Source organism: [Clostridium] celerecrescens 18A, from assembly GCF_002797975.1.
GTDB classification, from domain to species: Bacteria; Bacillota; Clostridia; order Lachnospirales; family Lachnospiraceae; genus Lacrimispora; species Lacrimispora celerecrescens.
In genome coordinates this window covers 4,123,017-4,148,823 of record NZ_PGET01000001.1, presented here as the reverse complement: position 1 = coordinate 4,148,823, position 25,807 = coordinate 4,123,017, and the positions used below count along the sequence as shown (strand labels likewise).

Annotated in this window: 23 protein-coding genes; 14 read left to right on the top strand and 9 right to left on the bottom strand. The window is 45.6% G+C overall.

Annotation, left to right across the window (positions count from 1 at the left end):
- Nucleotides 1-57 precede the first annotated feature (57 nt).
- On the bottom strand, nucleotides 58-1,731 hold the full coding sequence (locus tag H171_RS18870; RefSeq protein ID WP_100306502.1) for a S8 family peptidase: 1,674 nt from the start codon (nucleotides 1,729-1,731) through the stop codon (nucleotides 58-60).
- A gap of 245 nt (nucleotides 1,732-1,976) precedes the next feature.
- Between H171_RS18870 and H171_RS18865 the strand changes: the two genes are divergently transcribed.
- Nucleotides 1,977-3,155, top strand: a complete 1,179-nt coding sequence (locus H171_RS18865) for a ribose-phosphate pyrophosphokinase (RefSeq protein ID WP_100306501.1) — start codon at nucleotides 1,977-1,979, stop codon at nucleotides 3,153-3,155.
- 9 nt (nucleotides 3,156-3,164) lie between these two features.
- Nucleotides 3,165-4,475, top strand: a complete 1,311-nt coding sequence (gene brnQ, locus H171_RS18860; protein WP_100306500.1) for a branched-chain amino acid transport system II carrier protein — start codon at nucleotides 3,165-3,167, stop codon at nucleotides 4,473-4,475.
- A gap of 76 nt (nucleotides 4,476-4,551) precedes the next feature.
- Here brnQ and H171_RS18855 read toward each other — a convergent pair whose 3' ends face one another.
- The 3 genes from H171_RS18855 to asnS form a co-directional block, all read right to left on the bottom strand.
- On the bottom strand, nucleotides 4,552-6,414 hold the full coding sequence (locus tag H171_RS18855; protein ID WP_100306499.1) for an ATP-binding protein: 1,863 nt from the start codon (nucleotides 6,412-6,414) through the stop codon (nucleotides 4,552-4,554).
- A 4-nt stretch (nucleotides 6,415-6,418) separates the two neighbouring features.
- A complete protein-coding gene (locus H171_RS18850) occupies nucleotides 6,419-7,489 on the bottom strand; it encodes a metallophosphoesterase family protein (RefSeq protein WP_100306498.1) in 1,071 nt (356 codons plus the stop codon).
- Nucleotides 7,490-7,573: 84 nt separating this feature from the next.
- Nucleotides 7,574-8,965: an asparagine--tRNA ligase gene (gene asnS, locus H171_RS18845; protein WP_100306497.1), complete on the bottom strand. Its 1,392-nt coding sequence runs from the start codon at nucleotides 8,963-8,965 to the stop codon at nucleotides 7,574-7,576.
- Between the two features lie 245 nt (nucleotides 8,966-9,210).
- On the opposite strand from asnS, the gene H171_RS18840 reads away from it, so the two are divergent.
- The 5 genes from H171_RS18840 (at nucleotide 9,211) to H171_RS18820 (ending at nucleotide 13,509) form a co-directional block, all read left to right on the top strand.
- Nucleotides 9,211-10,485 (top strand): glucose-1-phosphate adenylyltransferase, encoded by a 1,275-nt coding sequence (locus tag H171_RS18840; RefSeq protein WP_100306496.1) that lies wholly within the window; start codon nucleotides 9,211-9,213, stop codon nucleotides 10,483-10,485.
- Nucleotides 10,482-11,603 carry a glucose-1-phosphate adenylyltransferase subunit GlgD gene (glgD, locus tag H171_RS18835; protein WP_100306495.1) on the top strand — a complete coding sequence of 374 codons (1,122 nt, stop codon included), beginning with the start codon at nucleotides 10,482-10,484 and terminating at the stop codon, nucleotides 11,601-11,603. Before H171_RS18840 ends, glgD begins: the two co-directional genes overlap by 4 nt.
- 23 nt (nucleotides 11,604-11,626) lie before the next feature.
- Complete coding sequence (gene spoVG / locus H171_RS18830) at nucleotides 11,627-11,911, top strand: septation regulator SpoVG (RefSeq protein WP_054791292.1); 285 nt, start codon at nucleotides 11,627-11,629, stop codon at nucleotides 11,909-11,911.
- 138 nt (nucleotides 11,912-12,049) lie between these two features.
- Nucleotides 12,050-13,036 (top strand): diaminopimelate dehydrogenase, encoded by a 987-nt coding sequence (locus H171_RS18825; RefSeq protein ID WP_100306494.1) that lies wholly within the window; start codon nucleotides 12,050-12,052, stop codon nucleotides 13,034-13,036.
- Between the two features lie 23 nt (nucleotides 13,037-13,059).
- A complete protein-coding gene (locus tag H171_RS18820) occupies nucleotides 13,060-13,509 on the top strand; it encodes a DUF3783 domain-containing protein (protein WP_100306493.1) in 450 nt (149 codons plus the stop codon).
- Between the two features lie 116 nt (nucleotides 13,510-13,625).
- On the opposite strand, the gene H171_RS18815 is transcribed toward H171_RS18820, so the two are convergent.
- The 5 genes from H171_RS18815 to H171_RS18795 form a co-directional block, all read right to left on the bottom strand.
- Nucleotides 13,626-14,375 carry a phosphotransferase family protein gene (locus tag H171_RS18815; protein WP_100306492.1) on the bottom strand — a complete coding sequence of 250 codons (750 nt, stop codon included), beginning with the start codon at nucleotides 14,373-14,375 and terminating at the stop codon, nucleotides 13,626-13,628.
- A gap of 138 nt (nucleotides 14,376-14,513) precedes the next feature.
- Nucleotides 14,514-16,424 (bottom strand): 1,4-alpha-glucan branching protein GlgB, encoded by a 1,911-nt coding sequence (gene glgB, locus H171_RS18810; RefSeq protein WP_100306491.1) that lies wholly within the window; start codon nucleotides 16,422-16,424, stop codon nucleotides 14,514-14,516.
- A 4-nt stretch (nucleotides 16,425-16,428) separates the two neighbouring features.
- Nucleotides 16,429-17,763 carry an alpha-amylase family glycosyl hydrolase gene (locus H171_RS18805; RefSeq protein ID WP_100306490.1) on the bottom strand — a complete coding sequence of 445 codons (1,335 nt, stop codon included), beginning with the start codon at nucleotides 17,761-17,763 and terminating at the stop codon, nucleotides 16,429-16,431.
- A 26-nt stretch (nucleotides 17,764-17,789) separates the two neighbouring features.
- Nucleotides 17,790-18,008: a YaaL family protein gene (locus H171_RS18800; protein ID WP_054739741.1), complete on the bottom strand. Its 219-nt coding sequence runs from the start codon at nucleotides 18,006-18,008 to the stop codon at nucleotides 17,790-17,792.
- Nucleotides 18,009-18,108: 100 nt separating this feature from the next.
- Nucleotides 18,109-18,489, bottom strand: a complete 381-nt coding sequence (locus tag H171_RS18795) for an ArsR/SmtB family transcription factor (protein WP_242977010.1) — start codon at nucleotides 18,487-18,489, stop codon at nucleotides 18,109-18,111.
- A gap of 333 nt (nucleotides 18,490-18,822) precedes the next feature.
- On the opposite strand from H171_RS18795, the gene H171_RS18785 reads away from it, so the two are divergent.
- The 7 genes from H171_RS18785 to H171_RS18755 all read left to right on the top strand — a co-directional run bounded on the left by H171_RS18785 (nucleotide 18,823) and on the right by H171_RS18755 (nucleotide 25,743).
- Nucleotides 18,823-19,365 (top strand): prepilin peptidase, encoded by a 543-nt coding sequence (locus H171_RS18785; RefSeq protein WP_242977008.1) that lies wholly within the window; start codon nucleotides 18,823-18,825, stop codon nucleotides 19,363-19,365.
- Between the two features lie 62 nt (nucleotides 19,366-19,427).
- Nucleotides 19,428-20,429: a P-loop NTPase family protein gene (locus H171_RS18780; RefSeq protein ID WP_242977006.1), complete on the top strand. Its 1,002-nt coding sequence runs from the start codon at nucleotides 19,428-19,430 to the stop codon at nucleotides 20,427-20,429.
- A 32-nt stretch (nucleotides 20,430-20,461) separates the two neighbouring features.
- The gene (locus tag H171_RS18775) at nucleotides 20,462-21,682 is read left to right on the top strand and encodes a CpaF family protein (protein WP_242977005.1); all 1,221 of its coding nucleotides are present in this window, start codon (nucleotides 20,462-20,464) and stop codon (nucleotides 21,680-21,682) included.
- Complete coding sequence (locus H171_RS18770) at nucleotides 21,630-22,409, top strand: type II secretion system F family protein (RefSeq protein ID WP_242977004.1); 780 nt, start codon at nucleotides 21,630-21,632, stop codon at nucleotides 22,407-22,409. The genes H171_RS18775 and H171_RS18770 overlap by 53 nt, the downstream gene beginning before the upstream one ends.
- Nucleotides 22,406-23,656, top strand: a complete 1,251-nt coding sequence (locus tag H171_RS18765) for an immunoglobulin-like domain-containing protein (protein ID WP_100306486.1) — start codon at nucleotides 22,406-22,408, stop codon at nucleotides 23,654-23,656. Before H171_RS18770 ends, H171_RS18765 begins: the two co-directional genes overlap by 4 nt.
- Before the next feature lie 15 nt (nucleotides 23,657-23,671).
- Nucleotides 23,672-23,857, top strand: a complete 186-nt coding sequence (locus tag H171_RS18760; RefSeq protein WP_100306485.1) for a Flp1 family type IVb pilin — start codon at nucleotides 23,672-23,674, stop codon at nucleotides 23,855-23,857.
- Entirely contained in the window at nucleotides 23,857-25,743 is a 1,887-nt protein-coding gene (locus H171_RS18755) for a DUF5702 domain-containing protein (protein ID WP_100306484.1), read from the top strand. Before H171_RS18760 ends, H171_RS18755 begins: the two co-directional genes overlap by 1 nt.
- The last annotated feature ends 64 nt before the right edge of the window (nucleotides 25,744-25,807 follow it).

Genomic DNA, 25,807 nt, shown 5'->3' with positions numbered 1-25,807 from the left:
AACCAGGAAGCCCTTTTATTTATCGGGCTCCTGGATTTTCTATGTTTTCTGAGGTCTTTAAAAGCTGGCAAGCCGTTCAAAAAGTCTGTTTACCTCCACCTGCCCATATCCCCAAATGTTATTTGGATAAACAGAGGAGCTGCTGCGTACTGCACCGCTAATTAAGAGACGGTTCACATTATTTCCGGTCATGCGGGGGTAATTGCCTCTGACAATGGCCCATTCAAGCACCATGGCAACGATTCCGGCCGCATGCGCCGTAGCCGCGCCGGTACCTGTTACCGTTCCATATTGGCCTCCGCGAACCGCACAGGTAAGCTCGAAGCCTGGTGCGGCCAGATCAGGCTTGATCTCACCGATTCTTGTGTAGCCTCTGCTGGATTCCGGCAGGATGCTGTTTGTCGCATCGTTATAAGCGGTCACCGTCAGCTGATGCCTTCCATTTCCAGGAGAGGTTATGGTAGTATCAGGGTTTGAATTGAGAAAATATGTATCTCTTGAAATCAAATCACCAGAAGGCAGCCAGGAATGAAAAGCAAAGCCTTCACTTTCAATATTCTGTACCCGCAGGTACCAGATTCCGGGAATGAGGTTGTTAAAACGCAGCAGGATGAGTTGATCTCCATTTGCTTCCTCAAATATGAAGTTGTTGACATAGATGACTGTCTCGTTAAATATAAAACTGAACCTTCTGCATTGATTGAAGGTAGGAAAAACAGGCTGTGTGGATTCTCGGTTCGGAGAAGAGATATCTACGGATAGCCTTGCCGGTGCGTATGACCAGATCTCCATGGAGAGCATTTTATCATTGGCCCCTACTCTTAGTTCAAAATCATTATAGTAAGGAGCAGCATTAGTGGAGTTAAAGTAGTGCCTCTGATTGTTTCCTTCGTTTCCGGCGGAAACGCAGATATCGATTCCTGGCAGCAAGGTGAGGTAATCAATATAGCTGTCAATGGAGGCTCTGCCGTCATGGCCGCCCTGGCTGCTTCCTAAAGCAACGCATACCACAAGAGGACGGTTAAACCGTTCTGAAATAGAAAACGCATAACGGATGCCAAGTATGATATCGGATTCCTGATAGCAGAGAGTGCTTTCCGGAACAAAAAAGATATTTTTTAAGTTTTGTTTTGCTTCCTTCAATTTGATGATTACTAGATCAGCTTGAGGTACGACACCACTGAAGGATTCGGCCTCATTCGGGGTACCGGCTAAAACACTGGCTATGGCCGTTCCATGTCCGACGGGGTCCGTTGTGGGGACAAGGGCCAGGGGATCCTCTGAACTCAATGCGGCGTTGATTTGATCCCTGCTGTATTCAGAACCAAATGTAAAGGTATCGGGGACCGTACCTGTCTGCACTGTCTGGTCCCATATGGAGAAGATGCGCGAGGTTCCATCATTATATTTAAATGCAGGATGAGTATAGTCAATTCCGGTATCAACGACAGCCACCAGAACGCCTCTTCCAAACAGAGCCAGAAAAGGATTTCTCTGTACGGTTGTGATGCCTGATTTTTCCAGGCTGGTCGTAGCGGTCGGTGTGTAGAGGAAGGGAAAACTGTTATAGGGATGACGGCCTAAATCACAGGGATCAACGGTAGTGACAGGTACGTGCAGAAGAGAATCCCTTATATCTAAAAAGGTGATATTATTTCCAGTATCATAGGAAGGAACCAGGGTATTACTAATTATTAAGTCATAATAATTATTATCCAAAATTTTTAACAAGATAAATCCTCCCTGTATTTATTGGGTACATAATACATTTTATGCGGAATAACATCTATTATGAGGATATCCTGGAGCATTGTACTGGATTATAAACGTAAGAAATTAACAGTTGCATCAAGTTCTTTCAAAGGTTACAATGAGAGATAAAGAGTCCTAAATGCATCGATTAACTTGACTATTTCCGCACATAATGTTATAAAAGAACCGTTGCGTTGTATTAGGATACGTTGGAGGAGAGAAGAATGCTTTACGAAGAAAAGACGATAGAAACCATTCCGGTAGGTCCACTGGGTCTGATACCGTTAAAAAGCTGCAAGGAGCTGGGAGATAAGGTCAATGACTACCTGGTGTCATGGAGACAGGAGCGGGAGAGCGAACATAAGTCAACCATCGCTTTTTCCGGTTATCAGAGAGATTCCTATATTATCGGAGGCAGCACGCCAAGATTCGGATCCGGCGAAGCAAAGGGTACCCTGCAGGAATCGGTACGGGGTGATGACCTTTATTTCATGGTGGATGTGTGTAATTACAGCCTTACTTATTCCCTGTGCGGAATGACCAATCATATGTCCCCTGATGATCATTTCCAGGATTTGAAGCGCCTTATTGCAGCATCGGCAGGAAAAGCCCGCCGCATCAATGTGATCATGCCATTCTTATACGAAAGCAGACAGCATAAGAGATCCAGCAGGGAATCCTTAGACTGTGCGCTGGCCCTACGGGAGTTGGTGAATATGGGAGTTGAGAACATCATAACCTTTGATGCTCATGACCCGAGAGTACAGAATGCGATTCCTTTAAAGGGCTTTGAGACTGTACAGCCTATTTACCAGTTTATCAAGTACCTGCTGAAGGAAGAGAAAGAGCTGGATATTGACAGTGACAATATGATGGTCATCAGCCCGGATGAGGGAGGCATGGGACGTGCTGTATTCTTTGCCAATGTTCTTGGCCTTGACATGGGTATGTTCTATAAACGCAGGGATTATACTCAGATCGTGAATGGACGCAATCCCATTGTTGCTCACGAATTTCTGGGAAGCAGCGTAGAAGGCAAGGATGTGATCATTGTTGACGACATGATTTCTTCCGGAGAAAGCATGCTTGATGTAGCGAAGGAGCTTAAGAGAAGAAAAGCCAGGAAAGTATTCGTTTGCTCCACCTTTGGCCTTTTTACCAATGGTCTTGCAAAGTTTGATGAATATTATGAGAATGGATTTATTGACAGGATCCTTACAACCAATCTGGTCTATCAGACCCCTGATCTCTTATCCAGACCATACTATATCAATGTTGATATGAGTAAATATATTGCGCTTATCATAGATAATTTAAACCATGACGCCTCTTTAAGCGAGCTTTTAAATCCAACGAAAAGAATTAACCGGCTTCTTGAGCGTTATCGCGCAGGTGACAGGTAAAACGGGCATATGGAACGATTACCGAAGCAGAAACTGGTCTTAGTAGGCCTTACACTTTTCTCCATGTTTTTTGGGGCGGGAAATCTGATTTTTCCGCCCTATTTGGGTGCATCCGCAGGTACGAATATCTGGATTGCCATGGCAGGCTTTGCGGTGACAGCCATCGGGTTTCCGGTTCTTGGTGTGGTTGCAGTGGCTAAGTCCGGCGGCTTAAATAAGCTGGCTGGCCATGTTCATCCCAGATTTGCATTTATTTTTACACTGCTCATTTACTTATCCATTGGGCCGTGTCTTGCAATTCCCAGAACTTCCAGCACCTCCTTTGAGATGGCGGTGGTCCCCTTTATAAAAGAAGGGAGCTCGGGAGCGCTCACCCAGTTCCTTTATTCCGCCGTATTCTTTACCATTGCCTTTGTCGTGTCTTTGAAGCCGGATAAGTTGACAGACCGTCTGGGTAAGATAATGACTCCCTGCCTTTTGGCCCTGATCGTGGTGATATTTGCAGGCAGTGTTGTCCATCCGGCAGGCCCTTACGGGATTCCGTCAAAGACCTATGGGTCCAACCCATTTGTAAAAGGATTTCTTGAAGGGTATCTGACCATGGATACCATCGCTGCTTTGAACTTTGGAATTATTATCTCATTGAATGTTCAGGCAATGGGAATCCGGCAGGAAGCTTCCGTCGTAAAGGAAACCATTCAGGCCGGTTTCGTTGCAGGAGGCGTTCTTTTAATGGTATACAGTGCTCTGGCCCATGTGGGAGCCGTCACCGGCGGCGCAATGGGGCTGGGAGAAAACGGAGCTCAGACCTTAAACCAAGCGGTACGTTTTTTGTATGGCAATGGGGGGCTTGTGATGCTGGCCGCCATTTTTTTCATCGCCTGTTTAAACACCTGCATCGGCCTTATCAGCTGCTGCAGCAAGTATTTCTGCACCATTGTTCCCAACGTGGGATACCGTGTCTGGGCATTTATTTTCGCATTGGTGAGTCTGGTAATCTCCAATATTGGCCTTACCAGGATATTAGAGGTCTCTGTACCGGTGTTAAATGCTATTTACCCCATAGCCATTGTCCTCATTCTGCTGTCCTTTGGTTTTCCGGACGGAAGGAAGTGGAAGGCTGTTTATGTCTGTTCCATTAGCCTCACAGGAATCACCAGTGTGCTTCTGTCCCTGGAACAGGCAGGTCTTAGCTTTTTGAATCCCGGGCTTTCTATGCTTCCCCTTTATGATATGGGACTTGGCTGGATCGGGCCGGCTATTGTAGGGCTTCTGGCTGGCGTTTTGGCCGGTTTTGCCGGGGATAGGAACAGATCATAGGAGTAATCGTAAAAAGACTGTCATGAGGCTTAAAAGCCGTCATAACAGTCTTTTTTATTGGAACATTATCATGAGGTTAAATTTCTATCAGGTGATACGGGATTAAGTTCGCGGTCAGCATCTGGGCCTCTCTCTGATGGCAGGTGAAGATAATAACCTGGTCGGAGTAAGTGTTCACCAGCCATCTTAAAGCAGTCCGGAGCCTGTCATCATCATATAGTACAAAACTGTCATCAAATATGAATGGCATCCGTTGGGTGCCATCCTGAATCAAGGTGGCAGCTGCCAATCGAAGGGCCAGATAAACCTGGTCCATGGTGCCGCTGCTGACTTGCTCTAAAGGAACCAGTTTGGTTTTTGTATTCAAAAATACATTCAGGTTCTCATCTACGCTCATACTGGTATAGATTCCCCCTGTGATTCCGGCAATAAGGTCAGAGGCTGTTTTATTTAAATACAGGCCAAAGGAATCACGGATAGAGGAGGAAAGGCTGGTCATAGTTTCCAGTGCTAAGTCAATGGCGGATATTTCTTCCCGGATCCGGTCGTTCTCTGCCAGGATGTGCTTAAGTCCTTCTGCCTGGGTTTTGCAGCTTGATAAGTGCTCCAGCTTTTTCTCCAGCTCCCACTGGCTTTTCTGCTGCTTTTCAATGGATTCCCCGCAATTTTCCTGCTTTTTTGAAAGATCCTCAATTTCTTTCGCTTTTTGAGTGATGACGGCTTCCGATTTGGCTACCGCTGAGCATAAGCGGGTGAACTCTGCCATCTTTGTCTGGAATGCACGGATCGAATCTGAAGATATCTCAGTATTTCCCAAATGCCTGGACAGGATCTCCTGCAAAATCTTGGCGCTCATTTCCATGTCCTTTTGGCTGTGCCTTAACCGTAAAAACAGGATCAGGCCGATCAGGTAGAAGATCGTGGCGGTTCCGATAAAAACACCCAGCAAAAGGAGGAGGTCAAGTCCATAGTAAGCGGTGAAATAATTTGCTTCTCCCAGATAATAAAGCACTCCCGTGCCGCATAACAGCAAGGTGGCTATGACCAGGGAAAGGACAGAAAAGATCTTTCTCGGTTTTTTATTGCAGGCCGCCCTGGCTTCCATATATTCATCATAATTTTCCTGGGCCTTTGCCTGACAGGCGTTAATAGATGCCTGGTCGGAAAACTGGTTGCTGTTCAGTACCTGCCTGCCCCTTGCGGCTTTTTGAAGAAGTTCTTCCTTTTCCTTTTGCTGTTCCTCCATGGATACCCTGATATGGGAGCGGAGCTTATGGTATTCCTGAATCTGGTTTTCATACTCCGGAGATGAGATTTCCTTTTCTGTGTTGCGGATTTCGCTTAATAACGAGGTATAAGTCCGGGCCGCTTCCGGAACCATCTGGGATTCCAGCTCCTTTTTCTGTGATTTTAAAAAGGCGGCCGCCTTTGTGATATTAAGGGCCAGGTTTCCCGTGGTGTTTAAGTTGGCTATGTAATTTTTAAGTTCGGAAACCATGCCCTCATCGGTAGCGCTTTTAAGCTGGCCGATACTGACGGTGTTAATGTATGCCGATTCGCTTAAACCGCATAATAAGTCATCTAAAAATGCCTTAGTCGGTTCTATTTCCCGTCCGGCAGTTTCATCTACGATCTTAAACTCTTTTTTATTCTTCTGGAAGGTGCGTTCGATCCGGTAAATGTGATCCTTATGCTCCAGCCGTATCTGCCCCTCATAAGTACCGCTGTTTTCCCAAGGCTCGAATTTTGTGTAAAGATCATTCCGGGATGCACGGCCTCTCTGGCGTTCAATACCGAAAAGCATTCCCCGGATGAACGTATGGATGGTGGATTTTCCGGCCTCATTTTTCCCATATACAATGTTTAGCCCATCCCGGAAGGTAAGGTTTCTGCCATGGAATTTCCCAAAGCCATTGATATAGATATCAATTATTTTCATGGGGTCAGCTCCTTTCGTCCGTTGTTCGAAGCAATGCGTTGATGCCGTAATGAAGGGCCTTTTTTTCCACAGGGCTCATCTCTGGTTTCTGAAGGGCCTGGATAAAGAAACCGATCATGTCGCTGGGATGTTCGGCAAACAATGCGGGAAAATCATACTGAGGTTCAGATTCGTCAATGATTTCCATGATCTTAAAACGGGTGGAAAGCATCTCTAAGTCAAAGGAAATGTCAGGGTCCCTCATGCCGCGGATTCGAAACCGGAATATGTTTTCCGATCCCCGGTTCTGGATTTCCTGGGTAATTTTCATGGCAAGTTCCGTATTGGTAGTGGCAGTTGTTACATTAACTGCCAGGGAGATATACTGAAGCCTTGCAAGGGGAATGAACTTTAAGGAAGTCACCATACGGGTCACCTCATTGATCTCCCCCACCATCATGCCGTGCTGTCCGGATTCCGTCTTATCAAGCGGCTCTAAGGAACCGGCAAATGCCATACGGTTTTCCAGTAAGATCTCCGGCCGGTGGATGTGCCCCATGGCGATGTAGGAAAAGTCCAGATTGGCCATGGCGCCCTTGTCAAAGGGGATGTGGTTGGCATCACCCCCATGACCAAGCAGGACATGGATTCGTCCGTTGTTGGGCACCTTTAAATGATCAAGGCGGTTTTCCGGGATTTCTGCTGAGTGGTAACTGAAACCGTAAACTTCGGTATTGATGTCCTTAAAGTAAACGCTTTCCAGCTCCCCTCCCATGAGATAAGATACATTGGGAGCCCAGGTGAAGCTTAGAAGGGCAGAGTTGTTCCGGATGCGGTCATGGTTTCCGGCAATGATGATCACATGGATATCCGGTATGGTAGTAAATAGAAAATTTACTTCTTTCAAATCTCTGGCCAGGGGCTGGCGGTGAAATAAGTCTCCGGAAATAAAGAGGCAGTTGGCTTCCAGGGCCTTTGCCTGGCTGACCGCCTTTGCAAAGGTGTCCTTGATGTCCTGATACCGCTCCTTGCTCCAGGGCTTGTCGCTGTCCGGGCTCATGCCCCAGTGAACATCTGCAATATGTATGAATTTCATTATCATTACCTCGCTGGTCCTCTGCATGGCTGAACTGAAACCACAAATTCCCTGCCGTTTGGGAAGGGAATTTGCGGTACAGGCTTAAAGCTCGCAGTTGTTGACAGTTCTTGGGAATGGAACCACATCACGGATGTTGCCCATTCCGGTAAGATACATCACGCAGCGCTCAAAGCCAAGGCCAAAGCCTGCATGGCGGGTAGATCCGTATTTTCTTAAGTCAAGGTAGAATTCGTAATCCTCTTTCTCAAGGCCAAGCTCGTCCATACGTGCCACAAGCTTGTCATAATTATCCTCTCTCTGGCTCCCTCCGATGATCTCGCCGATTCCGGGTACCAGGCAGTCTACGGCAGCCACGGTCTTGTTATCCGGATTAAGCTTCATGTAGAAGGCCTTGATCTCCTTTGGATAATCTGTTACGAATACAGGCTTCTTATAGAGCTGCTCAGTTAAATAGCGCTCATGCTCGGTCTGTAAGTCACAGCCCCAGAATACCTTATAGTCGAATTCCTCATTGTGCTTTTCCAGAAGCTCTATGGCCTCGGTATAAGTCACATGGGCAAATTCAGAGTTAAGAACATGGTTTAAGCGGTTAAGCAGCTCCTTGTCCACAAACTGATTGAAGAAGTTCATCTCTTCCGGTGCATGCTCCAGGACGAAACGGATCACATATTTAAGCATGGCTTCCGCCAGCTCCATATTGTCATCGAGATCGGCAAAGGCCATCTCCGGCTCGATCATCCAGAACTCTGCCGCATGGCGGGTAGTATTGGAGTTTTCTGCACGGAATGTAGGTCCAAAGGTATAAACATTGCGGAATGCCATGGCATAGGTCTCCGCATTGAGCTGGCCGCTTACGGTTAAGTTGGTAGGCTTTCCAAAGAAGTCCTGGCTGAAATCCACAGAACCTTCCTTAGTCTTTGGTATATCGTTTAAATCCATGGTAGTAACCTGGAACATCTCTCCGGCGCCCTCACAGTCGCTTCCGGTGATGATGGGGGTGTGTACATACACAAAGTCCCTTTCCTGGAAGAACTGGTGAATGGCATAAGCAATCAGAGATCGCACACGGAAAACGGCCTGGAAGGTATTGGTTCTGGGACGCAGATGGGAAATGGTTCTTAAATATTCAAAGGAATGGCGCTTTTTCTGAAGGGGATAGTCGGGTGTAGAAGTTCCTTCAACAATAATCTTATCTGCCTGGATCTCAAATGGCTGTTTTGCCTCAGGAGTGGGCACCAGGGTACCGGTTACGATAACAGCAGTTCCTACATTTAGTTTGGATATCTCAGAGAAATTTTCCATAGTGTCATGATAGACGACCTGAAGTGTATCAAAATAAGTTCCGTCATTTAAAACAATGAATCCAAATGATTTGGAATCCCGTAAACTTCTCACCCAGCCTCCGATCGTAACCTGAGTGTTAAGAAGTGATTCTTTGTCTTTATATATTTGTCTTACAGTGATTAAATCCATAGTGGCTTCTCCTTTTACATGTTCGCATACTTAGTAAGATTATACTGTATTTCGAGCATTGATTCAAGGGGGAAGGGTGTAAAAACGCAAGATATGGCTTAAAATGTAAAAGAATCGAAAAAAGCATGAAAAATGTCGGAAAATGCACAAAAAATTATCCTAATAATTCAAAATTTTGTTCACTATTTTCTGAATATGTGTTATAATGCTAGTACAATAAAATTACAACAGCGAGAGGTGATAACGTGATCAAGAAAGAAATGATTGCCATGCTTTTGGCAGGCGGGCAGGGAAGCCGGTTAGGCGTGTTAACGCAAAAAGTGGCCAAACCAGCAGTATCATTTGGCGGCAAGTACCGTATAATTGATTTCCCACTCAGTAACTGCATCAACTCAGGAGTAGATACAGTGGGAGTTCTGACTCAGTATCAGCCATTGCGCTTAAATACCCATATCGGGATCGGCATCCCATGGGATCTGGACCGGAACGTTGGCGGCGTCACGATCCTTCCTCCCTATGAAAAGAGCAAGGGCAGTGATTGGTATACTGGAACGGCAAATGCCATATATCAGAACCTCGAATATATGGAAACTTACAATCCGGACTATGTCCTCATATTGTCAGGGGACCATATCTATAAGATGGATTATGAGGTCATGCTGGAATACCATAAGGCGAATAATGCTGATATCACCATTGCTGCTATGCCGGTGCCGATTGAGGAAGCCAGCCGTTTTGGTATCCTTATAACCGATGAGGGCAACCGTATCACGGAGTTTGAGGAAAAACCGGTAAATCCAAGAAGCAACCTGGCATCCATGGGTATCTACATATTCAGCTGGAAAGTATTAAGAGAGGCACTTATCAAGATGTCTGAAGTACCGGGCTGTGATTTTGGCAAACATATCATTCCATACTGCTTCGAGGCAGGGGACCGGGTATTTGCCTACGAATACAATGGTTATTGGAAGGATGTGGGAACCTTAAGCTCTTACTGGGAAGCCAACATGGAGCTGATTGATATCATTCCGGAATTTAACCTTTACGAGGAGTACTGGAAGATCTATACAAAGAGCGACATCATTCCGCCTCAATATGTGTCGGAAGATGCTGTTATAGACAGAAGCATCATCGGAGAAGGGTCAGAAATCTGCGGAGAAATCCACAATTCCGTTATAGGTGCAGGTGTTACCATTAAAAAGGGAGCTGTGGTCAGGGATTCCATTATCATGAGGGAATGCATACTGGGAGAGAATGTTAAGATCCAGAAGGCCATAATCGCTGAAAATGTAAAGATAGGAGCGAACTCTGAGCTGGGTTTCGGGGAATTTGCCCCCAGCAAATATGATCCCAAGGTCTATCAGTCCGATCTGGTAACAGTCGGTGAGAATTCAACCATACCGGAAAATGTGAAGGTAGGTAAGAATACAGCAATTGTCGGTGTAACAACAGCAGAGGATTATGCTGACGGTGAGCTGGCTGGCGGAGACTACATCATAAAGGCAGGTGGCATACGATGAGAGCGATAGGAATTGTATTAGCAGGCGGAAACAGTAAGAGAATGCGGGAATTATCAAATAAAAGGGCGATCTCGGCCATGCCCATTGCAGGGAATTACCGCAGCATTGACTTTGCCCTCAGCAATATGACGAATTCCCATATTCAGAACGTAGCGGTTTTAACTCAGTATAATTCCAGATCGCTTCATCTGCATTTGAGCTCTTCCAAATGGTGGGATTTTGGAAGAAAGCAGGGGGGATTGTTTGTATTCACTCCAACCATAACCGCAGAAAGCAGTGACTGGTACCGGGGAACTGCAGATGCGCTTTTCCAGAACCTTACATTCTTAAAGAACAGCCATGAACCCTATGTGGTCATCGCAGCAGGTGACGGCATCTATAAGCTGGATTATGGTAAAGTTCTGGAATATCATATTGAGAAGAAGGCTGATATCACCGTCGTATGCACGGAACTTCCCGAGGGAGAGGATATCACACGATTCGGTCTGGTGAGAACCAATGAAGACGGAAGGATTACGGACTTTGAAGAAAAGCCTATGGTCGCATCTTCTAATATCGTATCCTGCGGTATTTATGTCATCCGCAGACGGCAGCTGATTGAGCTCATTGAGCGCTGTGCGATGGAAGACCGTTATGATTTTGTTAGCGATATTCTGATACGTTACCGGAACTTAAAGAGGATTTATGCTTATAAGATGAACACTTACTGGAGGAATATCGCTTCTGTTGAATCTTACTACAAGACCAACATGGATTTTCTGAAATCTGAAGTAAGGGATTATTTCTTCCGCCAGTACCCGGATGTTTATTCTAAAATAGATGATTTGCCTCCGGCGAAGTATAATCCTGGAGCCTCAGTTAAGAACAGTTTGATATCCAGCGGCAGCATTGTCAATGGTGTGGTCGAAAATTCTGTTCTGTTTAAAAAGGCGTATGTAGGCAATAACTGTGTCATTAAAAATTCTATCATTTTAAATGACGTTTACATAGGTGATAATACGGTTATTGAAAATTGTATCGTGGAAAGCCGGGATACAATCCGGGCGAATACCACTCATATTGGAACACCAGACAATATAAAAATTGTCTTAGAGAAAAACGAAAGATACACATTATAAGGAAATGCGGGGGAAAGCTTGACATGCAGATTACAGACGTGAGGGTTAGACGTATCGAAAAAGAAGGAAAGATGAAAGCAATTGTATCGATTACTCTTGATAATGAATTTGTAATTCATGATATCAAGGTAATCGAAGGGGAGAAGGGGCTATTTATTGCTATGCCAAGCCGCAAGGCTGCTGATGGGGAATACCGGGATATTGCACATCCCATAAATTCCGACACCCGTGATATGATCCAGAGGGTCATTCTGGATAAGTATGAGACCACGGCATTAGAGATGCCGGAGGTGACGGCATTTGCTTAATAAGTCTTTTAATCCGCAGGCAGGGGTGACTCTGCCTGCGGATTTTTGTATTGAGACTCTCCTTAAATACAGGATTTACACGGGGCTCTTTTTGGGGTTATAATAAAAAGTAATAATTTTGGAAAGGTAGATGAAAACATGACGATAAAAATAGGTATTGCAGGATATGGAAATCTGGGAAAAGGAGTGGAATGTGCCATCCGCCATAATCCGGATCTTGAGCTTTCTGCCGTATTTACCAGAAGAGATCCGGCATCATTAACCCTTCTTACTCCGGGTGTAAAGGTGTATTCCATGGAGGACGCTATTTCAAAAAAGGACTCCATTGATGTGATGATCCTCTGCGGTGGAAGCGCGGTAGATCTTCCGGTACAGACTCCCCTTCTTGCCAGACATTTTAATGTAGTGGACAGCTTTGACACCCATGCACGGATTCCCCAGCATTTTGAAGCAGTGGATGGGTCGGCAAAGGAAGGAAATAAGGTTGGGATCATATCCGTTGGCTGGGATCCGGGTATGTTTTCCTTAAACCGCCTGTATGGAGAGTCCATTTTACCAGGCGGACATGATTATACGTTCTGGGGCAGGGGCGTAAGCCAGGGCCATTCCGATGCGATCCGCAGGATAGAAGGTGTCCGGGATGCCAGACAGTATACCATTCCGGTTGAAGGAGCCCTTGAAGCAGTCCGGAGCGGGAAAAACCCAGAATTGTCCACCAGAGAGAAGCACACCCGCGAGTGTTTTGTAGTGGCGGAAGATAACGCAGATTTAGACCGGATCAGGGAAGAAATCGTAACAATGCCAAATTATTTTGCAGATTATGATACTACGGTTCATTTTATCAGCGAAGAGGACCTTATTAGGGACCACGGGGGAATTCCCCATGGAGGGTTTGTTATAAGTACCGGAAAGACAGGCTGGGAGGATGAGAACAGACATGTGATCGAATACAGCCTAAAGCTGGATTCCAATCCGGAATTTACGGCTTCCGTACTGACGGCTTATGCAAGAGCCGCTTATCGTTTGAATCAAGAAGGCCAGAGCGGATGTAAAACCGTGCTTGATATTGCTCCGGCATATTTAAGTGCTTTCAGCGGAAAAGAGTTGAGAGGACGTCTGTTATAATTCAGAGGCAGGAGGAATAGAGAATGACGGCGAGAAAAGAAATGGTCCTGTATTATCAGCCTGAGAAGGACAGGCAGAGCGGAAATGATACAAAGGCCGCGAAGCTTAAAGCAGTTCTTGTCCGTATGGGGATACGGATTAAAAACATTTCCCCGGAACAGGTGAATCAGACCGTAGGATATCTGGCAGGCTTAGACGGCTTTGAAGAAAAGGAGCAGGAGGGCTGCCCTGGTGTGGAAGAGGAGATCCTGGTAATGAAAAATTTTTCAAACCGCCGGATTGACGAACTGCTCTTAAACTTAAGGCGGGCCGGAGTTCCTAAAATCGACTTAAAAGCGGTAATCACCGATACCAATTGTAAATGGAATTTCTATGACCTGTATCTGGAGCTTAAGAAAGAACATGATACCATGTCAGGAACGATTGAGACAGACTCGAAGGACGCGGAAGCGAACGAAACAGAAACGGTTTAAAGTGTCGGACAGAATGTAAGTTTGATATATTGAAAATTTGGAAAATAGTACGTAAAAACGCGTCTTGATCAAGGTGTAAACCCTCTCAGGACGCGTTTTTGTTTTATGCTGCGAATTTACTGATAATCACAAACGGTGGCCCACTGCTGCAGCAATTCCGCCTCTTCCGGTCTTCTCTTTGAAAGCTGGGCAGCAGCAACCATGGGAAGCCAGGTCTGCACATATTTCTTTGCAGTACCGGTCTTCTTACAAAACAGATTCATATACATGTCTGCCTTATTCTGGTCCTGCAGACAGAACAGCAGATAAGTTCTTGCCACATCCGCGCTGGCATTTCCCTGAGTCGCGTGTACCCAGTCCAGAACAAACATGGTTCCGTCATCTGTTACCACAATATTGCTGGGATTAAAATCTCCATGGCATAATTTTGTATGCTTAGGCATACTGTCCAGCTGCGTCCGCATATCGTATCTGGTTACATCCTCTAATTCTTCCGTATCCAGAATCTGCCGTGACATCTTATCTTTCAGCTTATTAAGAAGCGGGCACTGCTTTGACAGAATACTCAAATGAAGATCTACCATATTCTCCATGTATTCCGGTAATTTATCAGGATTTTCATCCATGAGCTGTTGGAGAGTCTTGCCTTCAATGAAATCAAAGGTAATGGACCACTTTCCCTCGAAAACACCAACCTCTAAAACCTTAGGAACATTGATTCCGCCGACTTCTTCCACGCGGGCCGTAATCAATGCTTCATTCAATACATCTGCCTTTGGGAAATCAGCGTTAAAAACCTTGATCGCTTTATCTCCATCACGAAAGACCTTTTTTGTTGCAGTTGTAGCAATTAATTGTGCTGCCATACGAATCTCTCCTTCCATCCAACCATTAGTCTGAACCGTTATGTAGTGATTCTGTACTTATATTTTACTACAAAATCCATAAAAAGTATAGCTTGTTTTGAGATTTATCAGGATAAAATTACTGAATAATTCTGTAATTTAAAAGCGGAAAACAGCCGCACCGTAAGCCGGAAGCTGGTAAGGGAAGGAGTATTCCTGCTCATCCCATTCCATCTTTTCAGAGCGGAAAGAAGGTGCTTTCTCTCCCCGCTTGTACAGTCCGTGATCCTGGTCTAAAACAAGAGTATAAGTTCCCCGTTTGGGAACTCCTACCCGGTAATCTGGACGGGCTACGGGAGTGAAGTTTAACACAAACAGCAGGCTGCGCTTTTTATCCGTACTATACCTGACAAAGCTGAAGATGCTTCGTTCCTTGTCATTGGCATTGACCCAGAAGAAGCCTTCCCAGTCATAGTCCTTCTCATAAAGAGCAGGATATTTTTTATACAGGTGCAGAAGATCTCTTACATAATCCTTAAGGCTTTTACCGAAAGGCTCCTCAGACAGATACCAGTCCAGGGAGGTTTTTTCATCCCATTCATGAAACTGTCCGAAGTCCTGTCCCATAAACAGCAGTTTTTTACCGGGATGACCCAGCATAAACGTATATCCCAATTTTAGGTTAGCAAATTTATCTTCCAGAAGTCCCGGCATTTTGTTGATCATGGAACATTTCAAATGCACCACTTCATCATGGGATAATACCAGTATATAATTTTCACTGGTGAAATATGTAAGGCCAAATGTCATTTTGTGGTGGTTGTATTTCCGGAAGTAAGGATCCAGCTTCATATATTCCAGAAAATCATGCATCCAGCCCATATTCCATTTAAAGGTAAAGCCAAGGCCCCCCTCTTCCTGATTTCCGGTGACCTTTGGCCAGACGGTAGATTCCTCGGCAATGACCATTGCTCCGTTTCCCCGTTTTTTTATGGCACTGTTTAAATGCTTGAAAAACTCAATGGCTTCCAGATTCTCGTTTCCGCCGTACTGGTTTGGTACCCAGTCCCCGTTATTTCTTCCATAATCCAGATAAAGCATGGAAGCGACCGCGTCGACCCGAAGCCCATCTACATGGAATTTATCCACCCAGTAAAGGGCATTGGCAATAAGGAAATTATCCACCTCATATTTGCTGTAATCAAATACTTTTGTTCCCCAATCAGGATGTTCCCCCTTCCTGGGGTCTGCATATTCGTAGCAGGCTTCTCCGTCAAAATCCGCCAGGCCATGAGCATCCTTTGGAAAATGGGCCGGAACCCAGTCAAGGATGACCCCGATTCCTTTTTTGTGCATGTAATCAACAAAATACATAAACTCCCTTGGAGTCCCAAACCGGGAAGTGGGGGCAAAATACCCTGTCACCTGATATCCCCAGGACCCGTCATAGGGATGCTCTGCAATTCCCATCAGCTCCACATGGGTATAACCCATTTCCAGAATATAATCAGCCAGTTCATGAGCCGCTTCGATATAAGTATAAAAGCCATCCTTTTCATCCCTGCTCTTCTTCCGCCAGGAGCCTAAATGTACCTCATAAATGCTGAGAGGTCCATTTAATGGGTCTTTGGCCTTCCGCTTTTCCATCCAGGCCAGATCCTTCCACTGAAATCCTGAAAGGTCTGCGGTAACTGAGGCAGTCTGGGGACGATATTCTGCCTGAAACGCGTAAGGATCCGCCTTGAATAGGATCTTTCCGCTCTTTGTGGTGATTGCATATTTATATAGCTCCCCGACGCTTAGATCCGGGACAAAAGCTTCCCAGATTCCGGAATCAGCAAGGGATTCCATGGGATTTGCTTCCGGATCCCAGCCGTTAAAATCACCAACCACGCTGACCTGACTGCCATGAGGTGCCCAGACTGCAAAATACATTCCATCGTAGCCTTCGTAGTTTTCCGGATGGGCGCCCAGTTTTTCGTAAATTTCGTAATGCCTTCCATTGTTATAAAGGTATCGGTCCACCTCTGTGATAAAACCCATTCCGATTTCATTTCTGCCACTTTCCATTCGCTCATCCCTCCATGATCTTTAAGATTACACCCCGGTTTGCGGGTATGGTCAATCCGATTCTATGGTCAATCACTGGAAAAACTTCTCCGTTCAGAAGATTAACAGCAGTGCTTTCCTCACAAGGACAGGGAATTCCGGTAAATGCATCGGAATCATCATTGTTTACTGCAGTAATGATGACCTGCCTTTCATGAAACCGTGCAAATGCATACTGACGGTTGGTGAGAAGAAGCTCCTGGTACCGGCCTCCATGAAACTCCGGGTTTTGTTCATGGATATGCCCCAGCTTGCTGATAAAGTCCTCAAGCGGACAGGATAACTTCTTTACTTTAGAAATGGAAACCAAGGGACGCAGCATGGAGTCATCCGTATTGGTCCGTCTGCCCTCCATCCCAAACTCGCTGCCATAGTAGACGGAGGGGATTCCGGGAAGGGTAAATAACAGGATGTAAACCGGATAGAGGTGCTGGGTATTGCACAGCTTGCTTGCGATCCGGTTTTCGTCATGATTATCCACAAAGGTATAAAGCTGTGATCCGATGGATTCCAGCCTTTTTACATTGTGTGCAATCTCAAAATAATTGTGGTCATTGTGACCCGAGTAAATGCTTTTATGTAATTCGTAATTTGTGACGGAATGAAGCATACCGGGACTGACCCATCTGCCGTACTCTCCATGGATAACTTCCCCCATGAGCCAGAAATCTTCTTTCATTTCCGTCGTATGCTGCCGCAGCTCCCTCATAAATCCAAAGTCCAGCACATTGGCACAGTCAAGGCGTATTCCGTCAATATCAAAGGTGCTGATCCAAAACTGTACGGTGTCAAATAAATACTGCCTGACTGCCGGATTAAAAAGATTAAGGCAAGGAAGCTCAAAGTGTCCCTGCCACGCTTCGTAACCAAAGGAATCTCCCAGAGGACTGCCGCCGGCAAAGTTGATTCCACGGTACCAGTCCCTGTAGGGAGAATTCTCCCCATGGTTTAAAATATCCTGAAATGCAAAAAACTCCCGCCCCGTATGGTTAAAGACGCCGTCAACAACCACTTTGATACCAGCTTCATGGGAACGGGATACAAACTCCTGAAAGCCTTCTCTGTCACCAAGACGGCGGTCCACCATCTGGTAATCACGCGTATCGTACCCATGGGTAGAGGATTCAAACAGTGGCCCGATGTAGATCGCATTGCACCCCAGAGAACGGATATGGGAAATCCACTCACTAAGTTCCCCAAACCGGTTCACAGCAGAAGATTCCCTGTTCTCTTTCGGAGCGCCCACAAGCCCCAGGGGATATATGTGATAAAAAACTCCCCTTTCATACCACTTGCTCATATACTTATCCTCCAGATTATAGTAGTTTATACCTCCCGGCTTTTAAAGCGTCGCAGAAGGAACTGGTAACGCAGCTGTGCTGCGTTAAGTTCGTAGATATAACAATCAATAAGCGTTGGGTCAACCACCTGTTCAAAGTGATTTCTGGCGGAATCAATGGCGGTTTTGGAACGTTCGATCTCACGCCTTAAATTCCGCTCTTCCTCTGACAGGACCAGATGTTTTTTTAAAAGACCATGTTTCATTTTATCATCTCCAGATTTTATAATTTTTACCGAATGCTATAATTTCAGTATGTCTGGAAAATGGCACTTTATTCATATATTACCTGTATATCTTTAATACTTATGTAACTTGATTCATCAGTTCCTGTAAATACAGTCCCAGAGAACAAAGCTTTTTTGTGCTGTCGCCAATGGTCAGGTAGTAATAATTAGCTGTCCCTTCCTGGCGGACATTCACAAGACCTGCTGTTTTTAAAATCTTTAAATGATGGGAAATGGCAGGGCGGGACAACCGGGTCATTTCCGTGATTTCCTTTACATTCATTCCCTGCCTGGGTCTTATGCTTAGGTCATCTTTGATGTTTGAAACGTCGTTTCCCGGGTCATCATAAATACCTGCATTGGCCAGAACCTTAATAATGGTCAGCCGCACTTCGTCCCCGAGAGCGATAAAAATCGGCATGCAATTCTGGAAAAGTTCATTAAAATCCTCGGCATGCATCGGTGGATTCCCCCTTTGGTTTAAAAAATTAAACTAATTTTATTTTATCATCCCTGAAGGATAACGTCAATGTTTTGTAGCTGAAATTTTGTTATTTATGCTGCGATAAATGAGGAATATTGAAAAAATTTGTTGAAATATGACAATAAATTAACGGAAGAGCCTTCGCTTCCAGAAAACCACATAAATGAATGTATACAATATTTCTTATAAAAAACAGTTGACATTTCATTTTCCCTTGTGCATAATAAAGGCACATTCTTATATGCGTTCCGCATACTGCATTTCAAAAGTTTTTTATAATCCATAGCTGATTTTCCAGCATGAATTCCAATGTTAAAATTATTTGTAAAAAGGGGGGATTGTATCGTTCGGTATGTTATTTTGCTGCTTATTTTAGGAGCAGGAGCTTTTTATGATGTCCGGGAACACCGTATCCCTAACTGGCTGGTGCTTTCAGGGATTGTCCTTGGCATTCTGCTTGAAATCCCTGGATCAAAGAATCCTTTTGGAGGTCTTCTGTTCTTACTTAGACTAATAATTGTGACAGGGATATTCTTTTTACTGTTCCTGTGCCGGATGATCGGTGCGGGAGATATCAAGCTGACTGCACTTATATGCGGCTTTCTTGGGCTTAAAGCAGGCGCTTTGGCAGTTGGACTTGGTTTTCTTATAGGGGCTTTCTGGTCCTTTTTCAAAATGGCAGGGAGTGGCAGCTTTTTCGTCCGCCTTTCTTGTCTTCTTGCCTATATCAGGCACGTATTTCAAACAGGGAAACTTACAACCTACTATGATCCTGTCCGGGATGGATATGATATGGTGATACCTCTAGGTCTGTGCCTGTTTTTAGGGACACTGGGTTCTGTGTTATTTTGAACGACGGGATATGAAAACATTTCCGCTTGATTTTACAGTATACAAAATAAGGAGGTTTGAATTTGGCAAAAAAAGTGATGGCGGTTTATGATACGGACCCTTTGTATACGGAGAGGTTCACGGAATTTGTAAACCAAAAGGAGCAGGTCGGGTTCTTGGTTATGGCATTTACAGCCCTGGAACGGCTGAAGTCCTATGGGGAAGACCATAAGATAGAGCTTTTGCTCATTAGTTCCTCCGTTCCCAGGGAGGAAATAGAGAAAATAGGCGCAGCCGTTGTGATCATGCTGGCTGACGGTGAAGCAGTCCCTCCGGGAGGACAGTATCCAGGTGTTTATAAATATCAGGCGGCTGACAGCCTGATGCGTGAGGTGTTGGATTACTACTGTGACGATCCCGGAGATCCGGGTTATGCCATGGTTTCAAAGACGGGGAGGATCATAGGAATCTATTCTCCCATCAACCGGTGTTTAAAGACCTCTTTCTCCCTTACCATAGGACAGCTTCTGGCCCGGGATTTAAAGGTTCTTTATTTAAACTTTGAGGATTGCTCAGGATTTCGGCGGCTGATCGGAGAAGAGTACAGGGGAGGTTTGTCTGATCTTTTATATTATTACAGCCAGGAAGGTTTTCGCTGGGTACGCCTTGGATCCGTCGTCTATACCTGGGGAGAGCTGGATTATGTGCCGCCTGTGCAATATCCTGAGGACCTTTGCCAGGCGACCGGACAGATGATGGCGGAGCTGGTATCCCACATTGCCAGGGAAAGTGTTTATGAATCCATTATTCTGGATTTAGGCCAATTTGGCAAGAAAGCTGCGGAGGTACTGGAGATATGCGATGTAGTATATATGCCGGTAAAGGATGACTGCGTATCTGCAGCAAAAATAGAAGAGTTTGAGGAATATCTGGTATCATCCGGTCATGAGTCTCTGAAAAACCGGATACAGAAAATAAAGCCTCCCTATCACTGCAGCTTTGGACGAAAAGATAACTATCTGGAACAGCTCTTATGGGGAGAATTGGGAGATTATACAAGACAGCTTTTAAGGAAGCAGCCATAAGCTGCATAAGAATTGTGCAAGGAGGAACAACCATGGACGATAAGGAGAGAAGAAGGCTTCGGGAAGAAATCATAATAGAGCTGGATGAACGGCAGCAGGTAACTGATGAGGAGCTTTATAGCATCATAGACCGTAGAATTTTGGAATATGGGCAGGGCAGTTTTCTTCCCCTAAAAGATAAGAAGGAGCTTCGTGGCAGGCTTTTCGATTCCTTCCGGAGGCTTGGGTCCCTTCAGGAGCTGGTAGATGATGAGGATGTGACGGAGATCATGGTAAATGGGGCAGATCATGTCTTTGTGGAGAAAAACGGGCGTATGGAGCAGTGGGGCAGATCCTTTGACAGCCAGGAGCAGCTGGAGGATACCATCCAGCAGATCGTCAGCAGAGTAAACCGAACGGTAAATGTATCAAGGCCCATAGCGGATGCCCGGTTGTCTGATGGTTCCAGGGTCCATGTCGTGCTGCCGCCCATTGCCTTAGACGGTCCTGCAGTGACCATCCGTAAGTTTCCAAAGCCCATTACCATGACAAGACTGTTAAGACTGGGCTCGGTTACGGAAGAGGCTGCGAATTTTCTAAAATGCATTGTAGAAGCAGGATACAATATTTTTATCAGCGGAGGGACCAATTCAGGAAAAAGTACGTTCCTTAATGCCCTGTCCGCCTACATCCCCAGGGATGAGCGGATTGTGACCATTGAAGATTCTGCGGAATTGAAGATTGCTCATATTCCCAATCTGGTGCGGCTTGAAACAAGAGAGGCTAATGGAGAGGGGGCTGGGGAGGTGTCCATTGGTGATCTGATCCGGGCTGCACTTAGAATGAATCCCAGCAGAATAATCGTCGGAGAAGTAAGAGGAAAGGAGGCTTTGGACATGATATCAGCCATGAACACCGGCCATGACGGAAGCCTTAGCACCGGCCATGGTAACAGTCCCAGGGACATGCTTTCCAGGCTGGAGACTATGGTGCTTATGGGAGCGGATATTCCATTGGCAGCAGTCAGAAGCCAGGTTGCGGCAGCAATTGATATCTTAATTCATTTGGGACGGCTCAGAGATAAAAGCAGGAGGGTCCTGTCCATTGTGGAGGTAATTGGTTATGAGAACGGAGAAATCAGGCTTAATCCATTATACAGGTTTGAGGAAGATTGTGGGAATCTGGAAGAAGGACAGGCTGTTCACGGAAGCCTTAAAAAAGTTGGAACTATTCAAAACGCCGAAAAACTTAAAGCAGCAGGCATTGAGATATGAAACCTATGATCTGACACCCGTTCAGTGGTGCCTGTATGGATTTCAGGGCCTGGCAATTGCAGGGCTTTTTGCTTACATCTTTTACCGCAGCGCTACGTCTCTTCTGTTATTTGTCCCAATGGTTTTTATATTCCCAATGATTAAAAAAGGAGAGCTGAAGGAAAGCCGGCTTCAGCAGTTAAATCTGGAATTTAAGGAGGGCATCCTGCTTTTAGCCTCCTTCTTAAGTGCCGGTTACTCTGTGGAGAATGCGTTTTCTGCTTCTGTAAAGGAATTGGGTTTGCTTTTCGGGGAGGAGGGGATGGTTTCCAGGGAATTTAAGCATATTGAGAGCCAGATCCGGATGAACCGTTCGGTGGAGCTGGCGCTTTCCGATTTTGCAGGCCGCAGCGGCCTTGATGATGTTAAGAACTTTGCGGAGGTATTTGCCTCGGCAAAGCGAAGTGGAGGAGAACTGGTTTTGATCATAAGCCAGACGGCGGATGTAATAAGGGACAAAGTACAGGTAAGACAGGAGATTTTAACGATGACAGCCTCAAAACAGTTTGAACAAAAAATTATGAGCATGATCCCCTTTTTTATTGTCCTTTATATTGATCTGACTTCTCCAGGCTTTTTTAACATCATGTACAGTACAGGAATCGGAAGGATTCTCATGACCCTTTGCATGATCATTTACATTGCTGCACTGGGGATTGCTAAGTGGATTATGAGGATTGAGATATGAAAAGAACATGGAGATTTCCCTTTACAAAGATACAGACGGCATGCGCTGTTTCCGGAATTGCCTTATATGTTGCTTTGGAGCTGTTTTATGCAGCAGGCGGAAAGGCGGTATCGGAAGGGGGAGGGCTTAAACGGGCAGGTCCGGGGCACGGAGAGATTACATATGATATCCTGGTATCCGGGCTTGACGGAGAGAATGGGGATAGGAAGATACCGGTGAGAATCCCTGTCAGGGAGCGGCAGTATGGGGAGGAAGAGGCAAAGGAGCTGTTTCAAAGGATCGGGCCTGAACTGACCCGGCAGATGCTGGGGGAAAATGAGTCCCTTGAGGAGGTGAGAGAAAGCTTAAATTTAAAAAACAGCCTGGGAGAGTATGGGCTTAGAATCAGCTGGGAGTCTGATAATCCCCAGGTGATCGATTCCTTTGGAGTTGTTCATAATGAAGAAATACCAGAAGAGGGAGAGCAGGTCTGGTTAAGGGCCAGAGTGACGGATGGGCATCATGAAGACCGATTTGAGTTTAAAGTGACGGTTTACCCAGCCTCCCTTACCAAGGAAGAAAAAGCAGCAGCAGACTTTCTTCAGTGGATTGGCCAGATGGATATGAAACAGCAGACGGAGGATCGCCTGTTACTGCCATCAGTTTATGAGGGGAGCCGGCTGACGTATTTCAAGCCTGAGGAGGCGGATCACCGGATATTGCCGGTACTGGGGTTCTTACTAGCAGCTCTCCTGCACGTGAAAGAAGAGTTTGACAGGAAAAGTCAGGCGAAGATCCGTGAGCAGCAATTGCTGTTTGATTATTCTGAGTTGGTTTCCAAGCTGGTAGTCTATATCGGAGCAGGTCTTACCGTCCGTGGAGCCTGGGAGAGGATTGCAGCTGGCTATAAGGAGGCGGTAAAGCAGGGGAAAAGGAGCGTTCGTCCGGCGTATGAGGAGATGGTGAAAACAGCAGGGCAGATTAGCAGCGGGCTGTCGGAAGGACGGGCGTACAGTGATTTTGGAAGGCGTTGCGGCTTACAGGCCTACATAAAGCTTTCTACCCTTCTGGAACAGAGCCAGAAAAACGGAAGCAGGCAGCTTCGCCCGGCTTTGGAGCTTGAGATGGCTTCAGCCTTTGAGCAAAGGAAGAACTTGGCGAAAAAGCTGGGGGAAGAAGCAGGAACCAAACTTTTGCTGCCCCTGTTTATGATGCTGGGAGTGGTCATGGTCATGATCGTAGTTCCTGCGTTCCTGGCATTTTATTAGAAGGGAGGTGATATGATGCTGACATCGGTAAACAGACAGATCCTGGATTTTTTTAAGGAAGAAGACGGAGTAGGCGTAATTGAAGTGGTGCTGATTCTGGTTGTTTTAATTGGGCTTGTCATTATTTTTAAAAAGCAGATAACGACTCTTCTTGATAACATATTCAAGGAAATCAACAGCCAGTCTAAAGAGGTGTATTGATGCGCAAAAGCGGACAGGTAACAGTATTTTTCAGTTTAGCTCTTTTATGCATATTCAGCCTGATGTGCGGACTTTTAGAGTCCGCACGGACTGCCGGAACCAGGTATTATCTAAAGCTGGCGGCTGATTCTTCCATGGACTCTGTATTCAGCAGGTTTCACAGAGAAGCCTGGGATAAATATCGTCTATTTCTTCTGGAATGTGAGAATGGCGAGGAACTGGAAAAAGCATGGAAGGGATTTATGGAGCCTTATATGGATAGCTCCGGTTGGTATTCCATGGATATGGAAAAGGCGGATACGATGCAGCTTTTTCGTATCACTGATGGGGAAGGACAGTATTTGAAGCAGGAGATTTTGGACTATATGAAGTATGGAATATTTGAAGATATGACAGATGATAAGGGTGCAGAAGCCCTGCTTAGGAACTTAACGGAAGCGAACGCAGTGAAAGAGTTATCCGGTTCGTTCCGTGACCATGAACGGGAAGCTGTCCGGTTGGAAAGGGCTTTGGAGGATATCAATGATTCATTAAAGCAGCAGAAGACTTACTGGCGGTCTGCTTATGAAAGAATCAGAGATTATGACGGTTCGGGATTTCGCAGAGAGGCGGATCTTTTGGAGCGGGAAATAAACCGGATTCCTTCCCTTGTAAAGGCCTATGGGAAGAAAGCAGATGATTTAAAAAACAGCTTAAGTGGAACTAATAATGACTTAACTGCGGCTCAGTACAAATTAAGCAAAGAAGTACGTGAGGCCTTAATCGGGGATACCTCTTGCTATGGATCCTATGTAAATCAGGATGGAGAGCGAAGGCGGGAAATTGAGGCCCTGCCGGGGCAGATGGAACAGATTAAACAGGTTATGGGACAGGCAAGATATCGTTCCTCTGAGGTAGAGCAGATCATTGATAACTGGGACCGTGATGATGAAGAGGATGACGGCCCCGATCTGTCCGGACTATGGGGGTCTGTAGGGGAACTATGGGCAAAGGCAGACATCCCCACTCTTTCTTATTCCAATGGGGTGAAGGACCCGGAAAAGCAGAGACTTTTGGAACAGTTAGAAGGTTTCATACAGACAGGGCTTTTATCTCTGGTTCTGCCTGATGGAAAAGAAATATCCAAAGGCATTATATCAGACGATTCTTTTCCTTCTGCTACCTGCGGGGATGGCCAGGCGCTGGAGTCAGGCCTTTTGGACCGGATTCTCTTTGGAGAGTATTGCGGCCGTTTTCTCACAAACGTTCTCTCAGAGGAGGATAAGGAGGTAGTGTACGAATTGGAGTATCTGGTTTCTGGAAAGAAAACAGATGAGGAAAACTTAAAGCAGACAGTTTTAGATGTACTCATGATAAGGGAAGGCATGAACTTAGTCCATATTCTTTCAGACGACCAGAAACGGGAGGAGGCAATGTCTCTTGCCGGCCTAATTACCGGAGCAGTAGGCATGGCTCCTCTAACCGGAATCGTTGCATTTTTTGTGATGAGCATCTGGGCGCTTGGAGAGGCGATTGTGGATGTGAGAATGCTTTTAGAGGGGAAAAAGGTAGTCTTTCTTAAGTCAGGAAACACATGGAAGCTGTCCCTTGATGCCTTACTTGAATTAGGAAGAACGGGAACATGGGAAGGTGGGAAAGAGGATGAAAACGGAATTGATTATACCGGCTATTTGAAGCTTCTTCTTTTTCCGGGAGAATCCCGGCAGCAGCATTACCGTCTTATGGATGTGATCCAGATGAATTTATGTGAGAAACATGCGGACTTTCGCATGGCAAACTGCATTTACCAGGCGGAAGTAATGGGAACTGTGAGATCAAGGCATATGTTTTTCGGAGGAAATAATCCCTCCTATCCGGTAGAAGTCCGGACAGAAAAAGCATATTAAGGGCTGCCTGCAGGTATCCCATTATGCCAGAGAAATGTAAAAAAGGGTTAGGAGGTGGCTGATC

What these genes read in the sequence shown, in the direction of transcription:
- H171_RS18865 (WP_100306501.1), top strand. Translation starts at nt 1,977, where the DNA reads ATGCTTTACGAAGAAAAGACGATAGAAACCATTCCGGTAGGTCCACTG.
- brnQ (WP_100306500.1), top strand. Translation starts at nt 3,165, where the DNA reads ATGGAACGATTACCGAAGCAGAAACTGGTCTTAGTAGGCCTTACACTT.
- H171_RS18855 (WP_100306499.1), bottom strand. Translation starts at nt 6,414, where the DNA reads ATGAAAATAATTGATATCTATATCAATGGCTTTGGGAAATTCCATGGC.
- H171_RS18850 (WP_100306498.1), bottom strand. Translation starts at nt 7,489, where the DNA reads ATGAAATTCATACATATTGCAGATGTTCACTGGGGCATGAGCCCGGAC.
- asnS (WP_100306497.1), bottom strand. Translation starts at nt 8,965, where the DNA reads ATGGATTTAATCACTGTAAGACAAATATATAAAGACAAAGAATCACTT.
- glgD (WP_100306495.1), top strand. Translation starts at nt 10,482, where the DNA reads ATGAGAGCGATAGGAATTGTATTAGCAGGCGGAAACAGTAAGAGAATG.
- spoVG (WP_054791292.1), top strand. Translation starts at nt 11,627, where the DNA reads ATGCAGATTACAGACGTGAGGGTTAGACGTATCGAAAAAGAAGGAAAG.
- H171_RS18825 (WP_100306494.1), top strand. Translation starts at nt 12,050, where the DNA reads ATGACGATAAAAATAGGTATTGCAGGATATGGAAATCTGGGAAAAGGA.
- H171_RS18820 (WP_100306493.1), top strand. Translation starts at nt 13,060, where the DNA reads ATGACGGCGAGAAAAGAAATGGTCCTGTATTATCAGCCTGAGAAGGAC.
- H171_RS18815 (WP_100306492.1), bottom strand. Translation starts at nt 14,375, where the DNA reads ATGGCAGCACAATTAATTGCTACAACTGCAACAAAAAAGGTCTTTCGT.
- glgB (WP_100306491.1), bottom strand. Translation starts at nt 16,424, where the DNA reads ATGGAAAGTGGCAGAAATGAAATCGGAATGGGTTTTATCACAGAGGTG.
- H171_RS18805 (WP_100306490.1), bottom strand. Translation starts at nt 17,763, where the DNA reads ATGAGCAAGTGGTATGAAAGGGGAGTTTTTTATCACATATATCCCCTG.
- H171_RS18800 (WP_054739741.1), bottom strand. Translation starts at nt 18,008, where the DNA reads ATGAAACATGGTCTTTTAAAAAAACATCTGGTCCTGTCAGAGGAAGAG.
- H171_RS18795 (WP_242977010.1), bottom strand. Translation starts at nt 18,489, where the DNA reads ATGCATGCCGAGGATTTTAATGAACTTTTCCAGAATTGCATGCCGATT.
- H171_RS18785 (WP_242977008.1), top strand. Translation starts at nt 18,823, where the DNA reads ATGTTAAAATTATTTGTAAAAAGGGGGGATTGTATCGTTCGGTATGTT.
- H171_RS18775 (WP_242977005.1), top strand. Translation starts at nt 20,462, where the DNA reads ATGGACGATAAGGAGAGAAGAAGGCTTCGGGAAGAAATCATAATAGAG.
- H171_RS18765 (WP_100306486.1), top strand. Translation starts at nt 22,406, where the DNA reads ATGAAAAGAACATGGAGATTTCCCTTTACAAAGATACAGACGGCATGC.
- H171_RS18760 (WP_100306485.1), top strand. Translation starts at nt 23,672, where the DNA reads ATGCTGACATCGGTAAACAGACAGATCCTGGATTTTTTTAAGGAAGAA.
- H171_RS18755 (WP_100306484.1), top strand. Translation starts at nt 23,857, where the DNA reads ATGCGCAAAAGCGGACAGGTAACAGTATTTTTCAGTTTAGCTCTTTTA.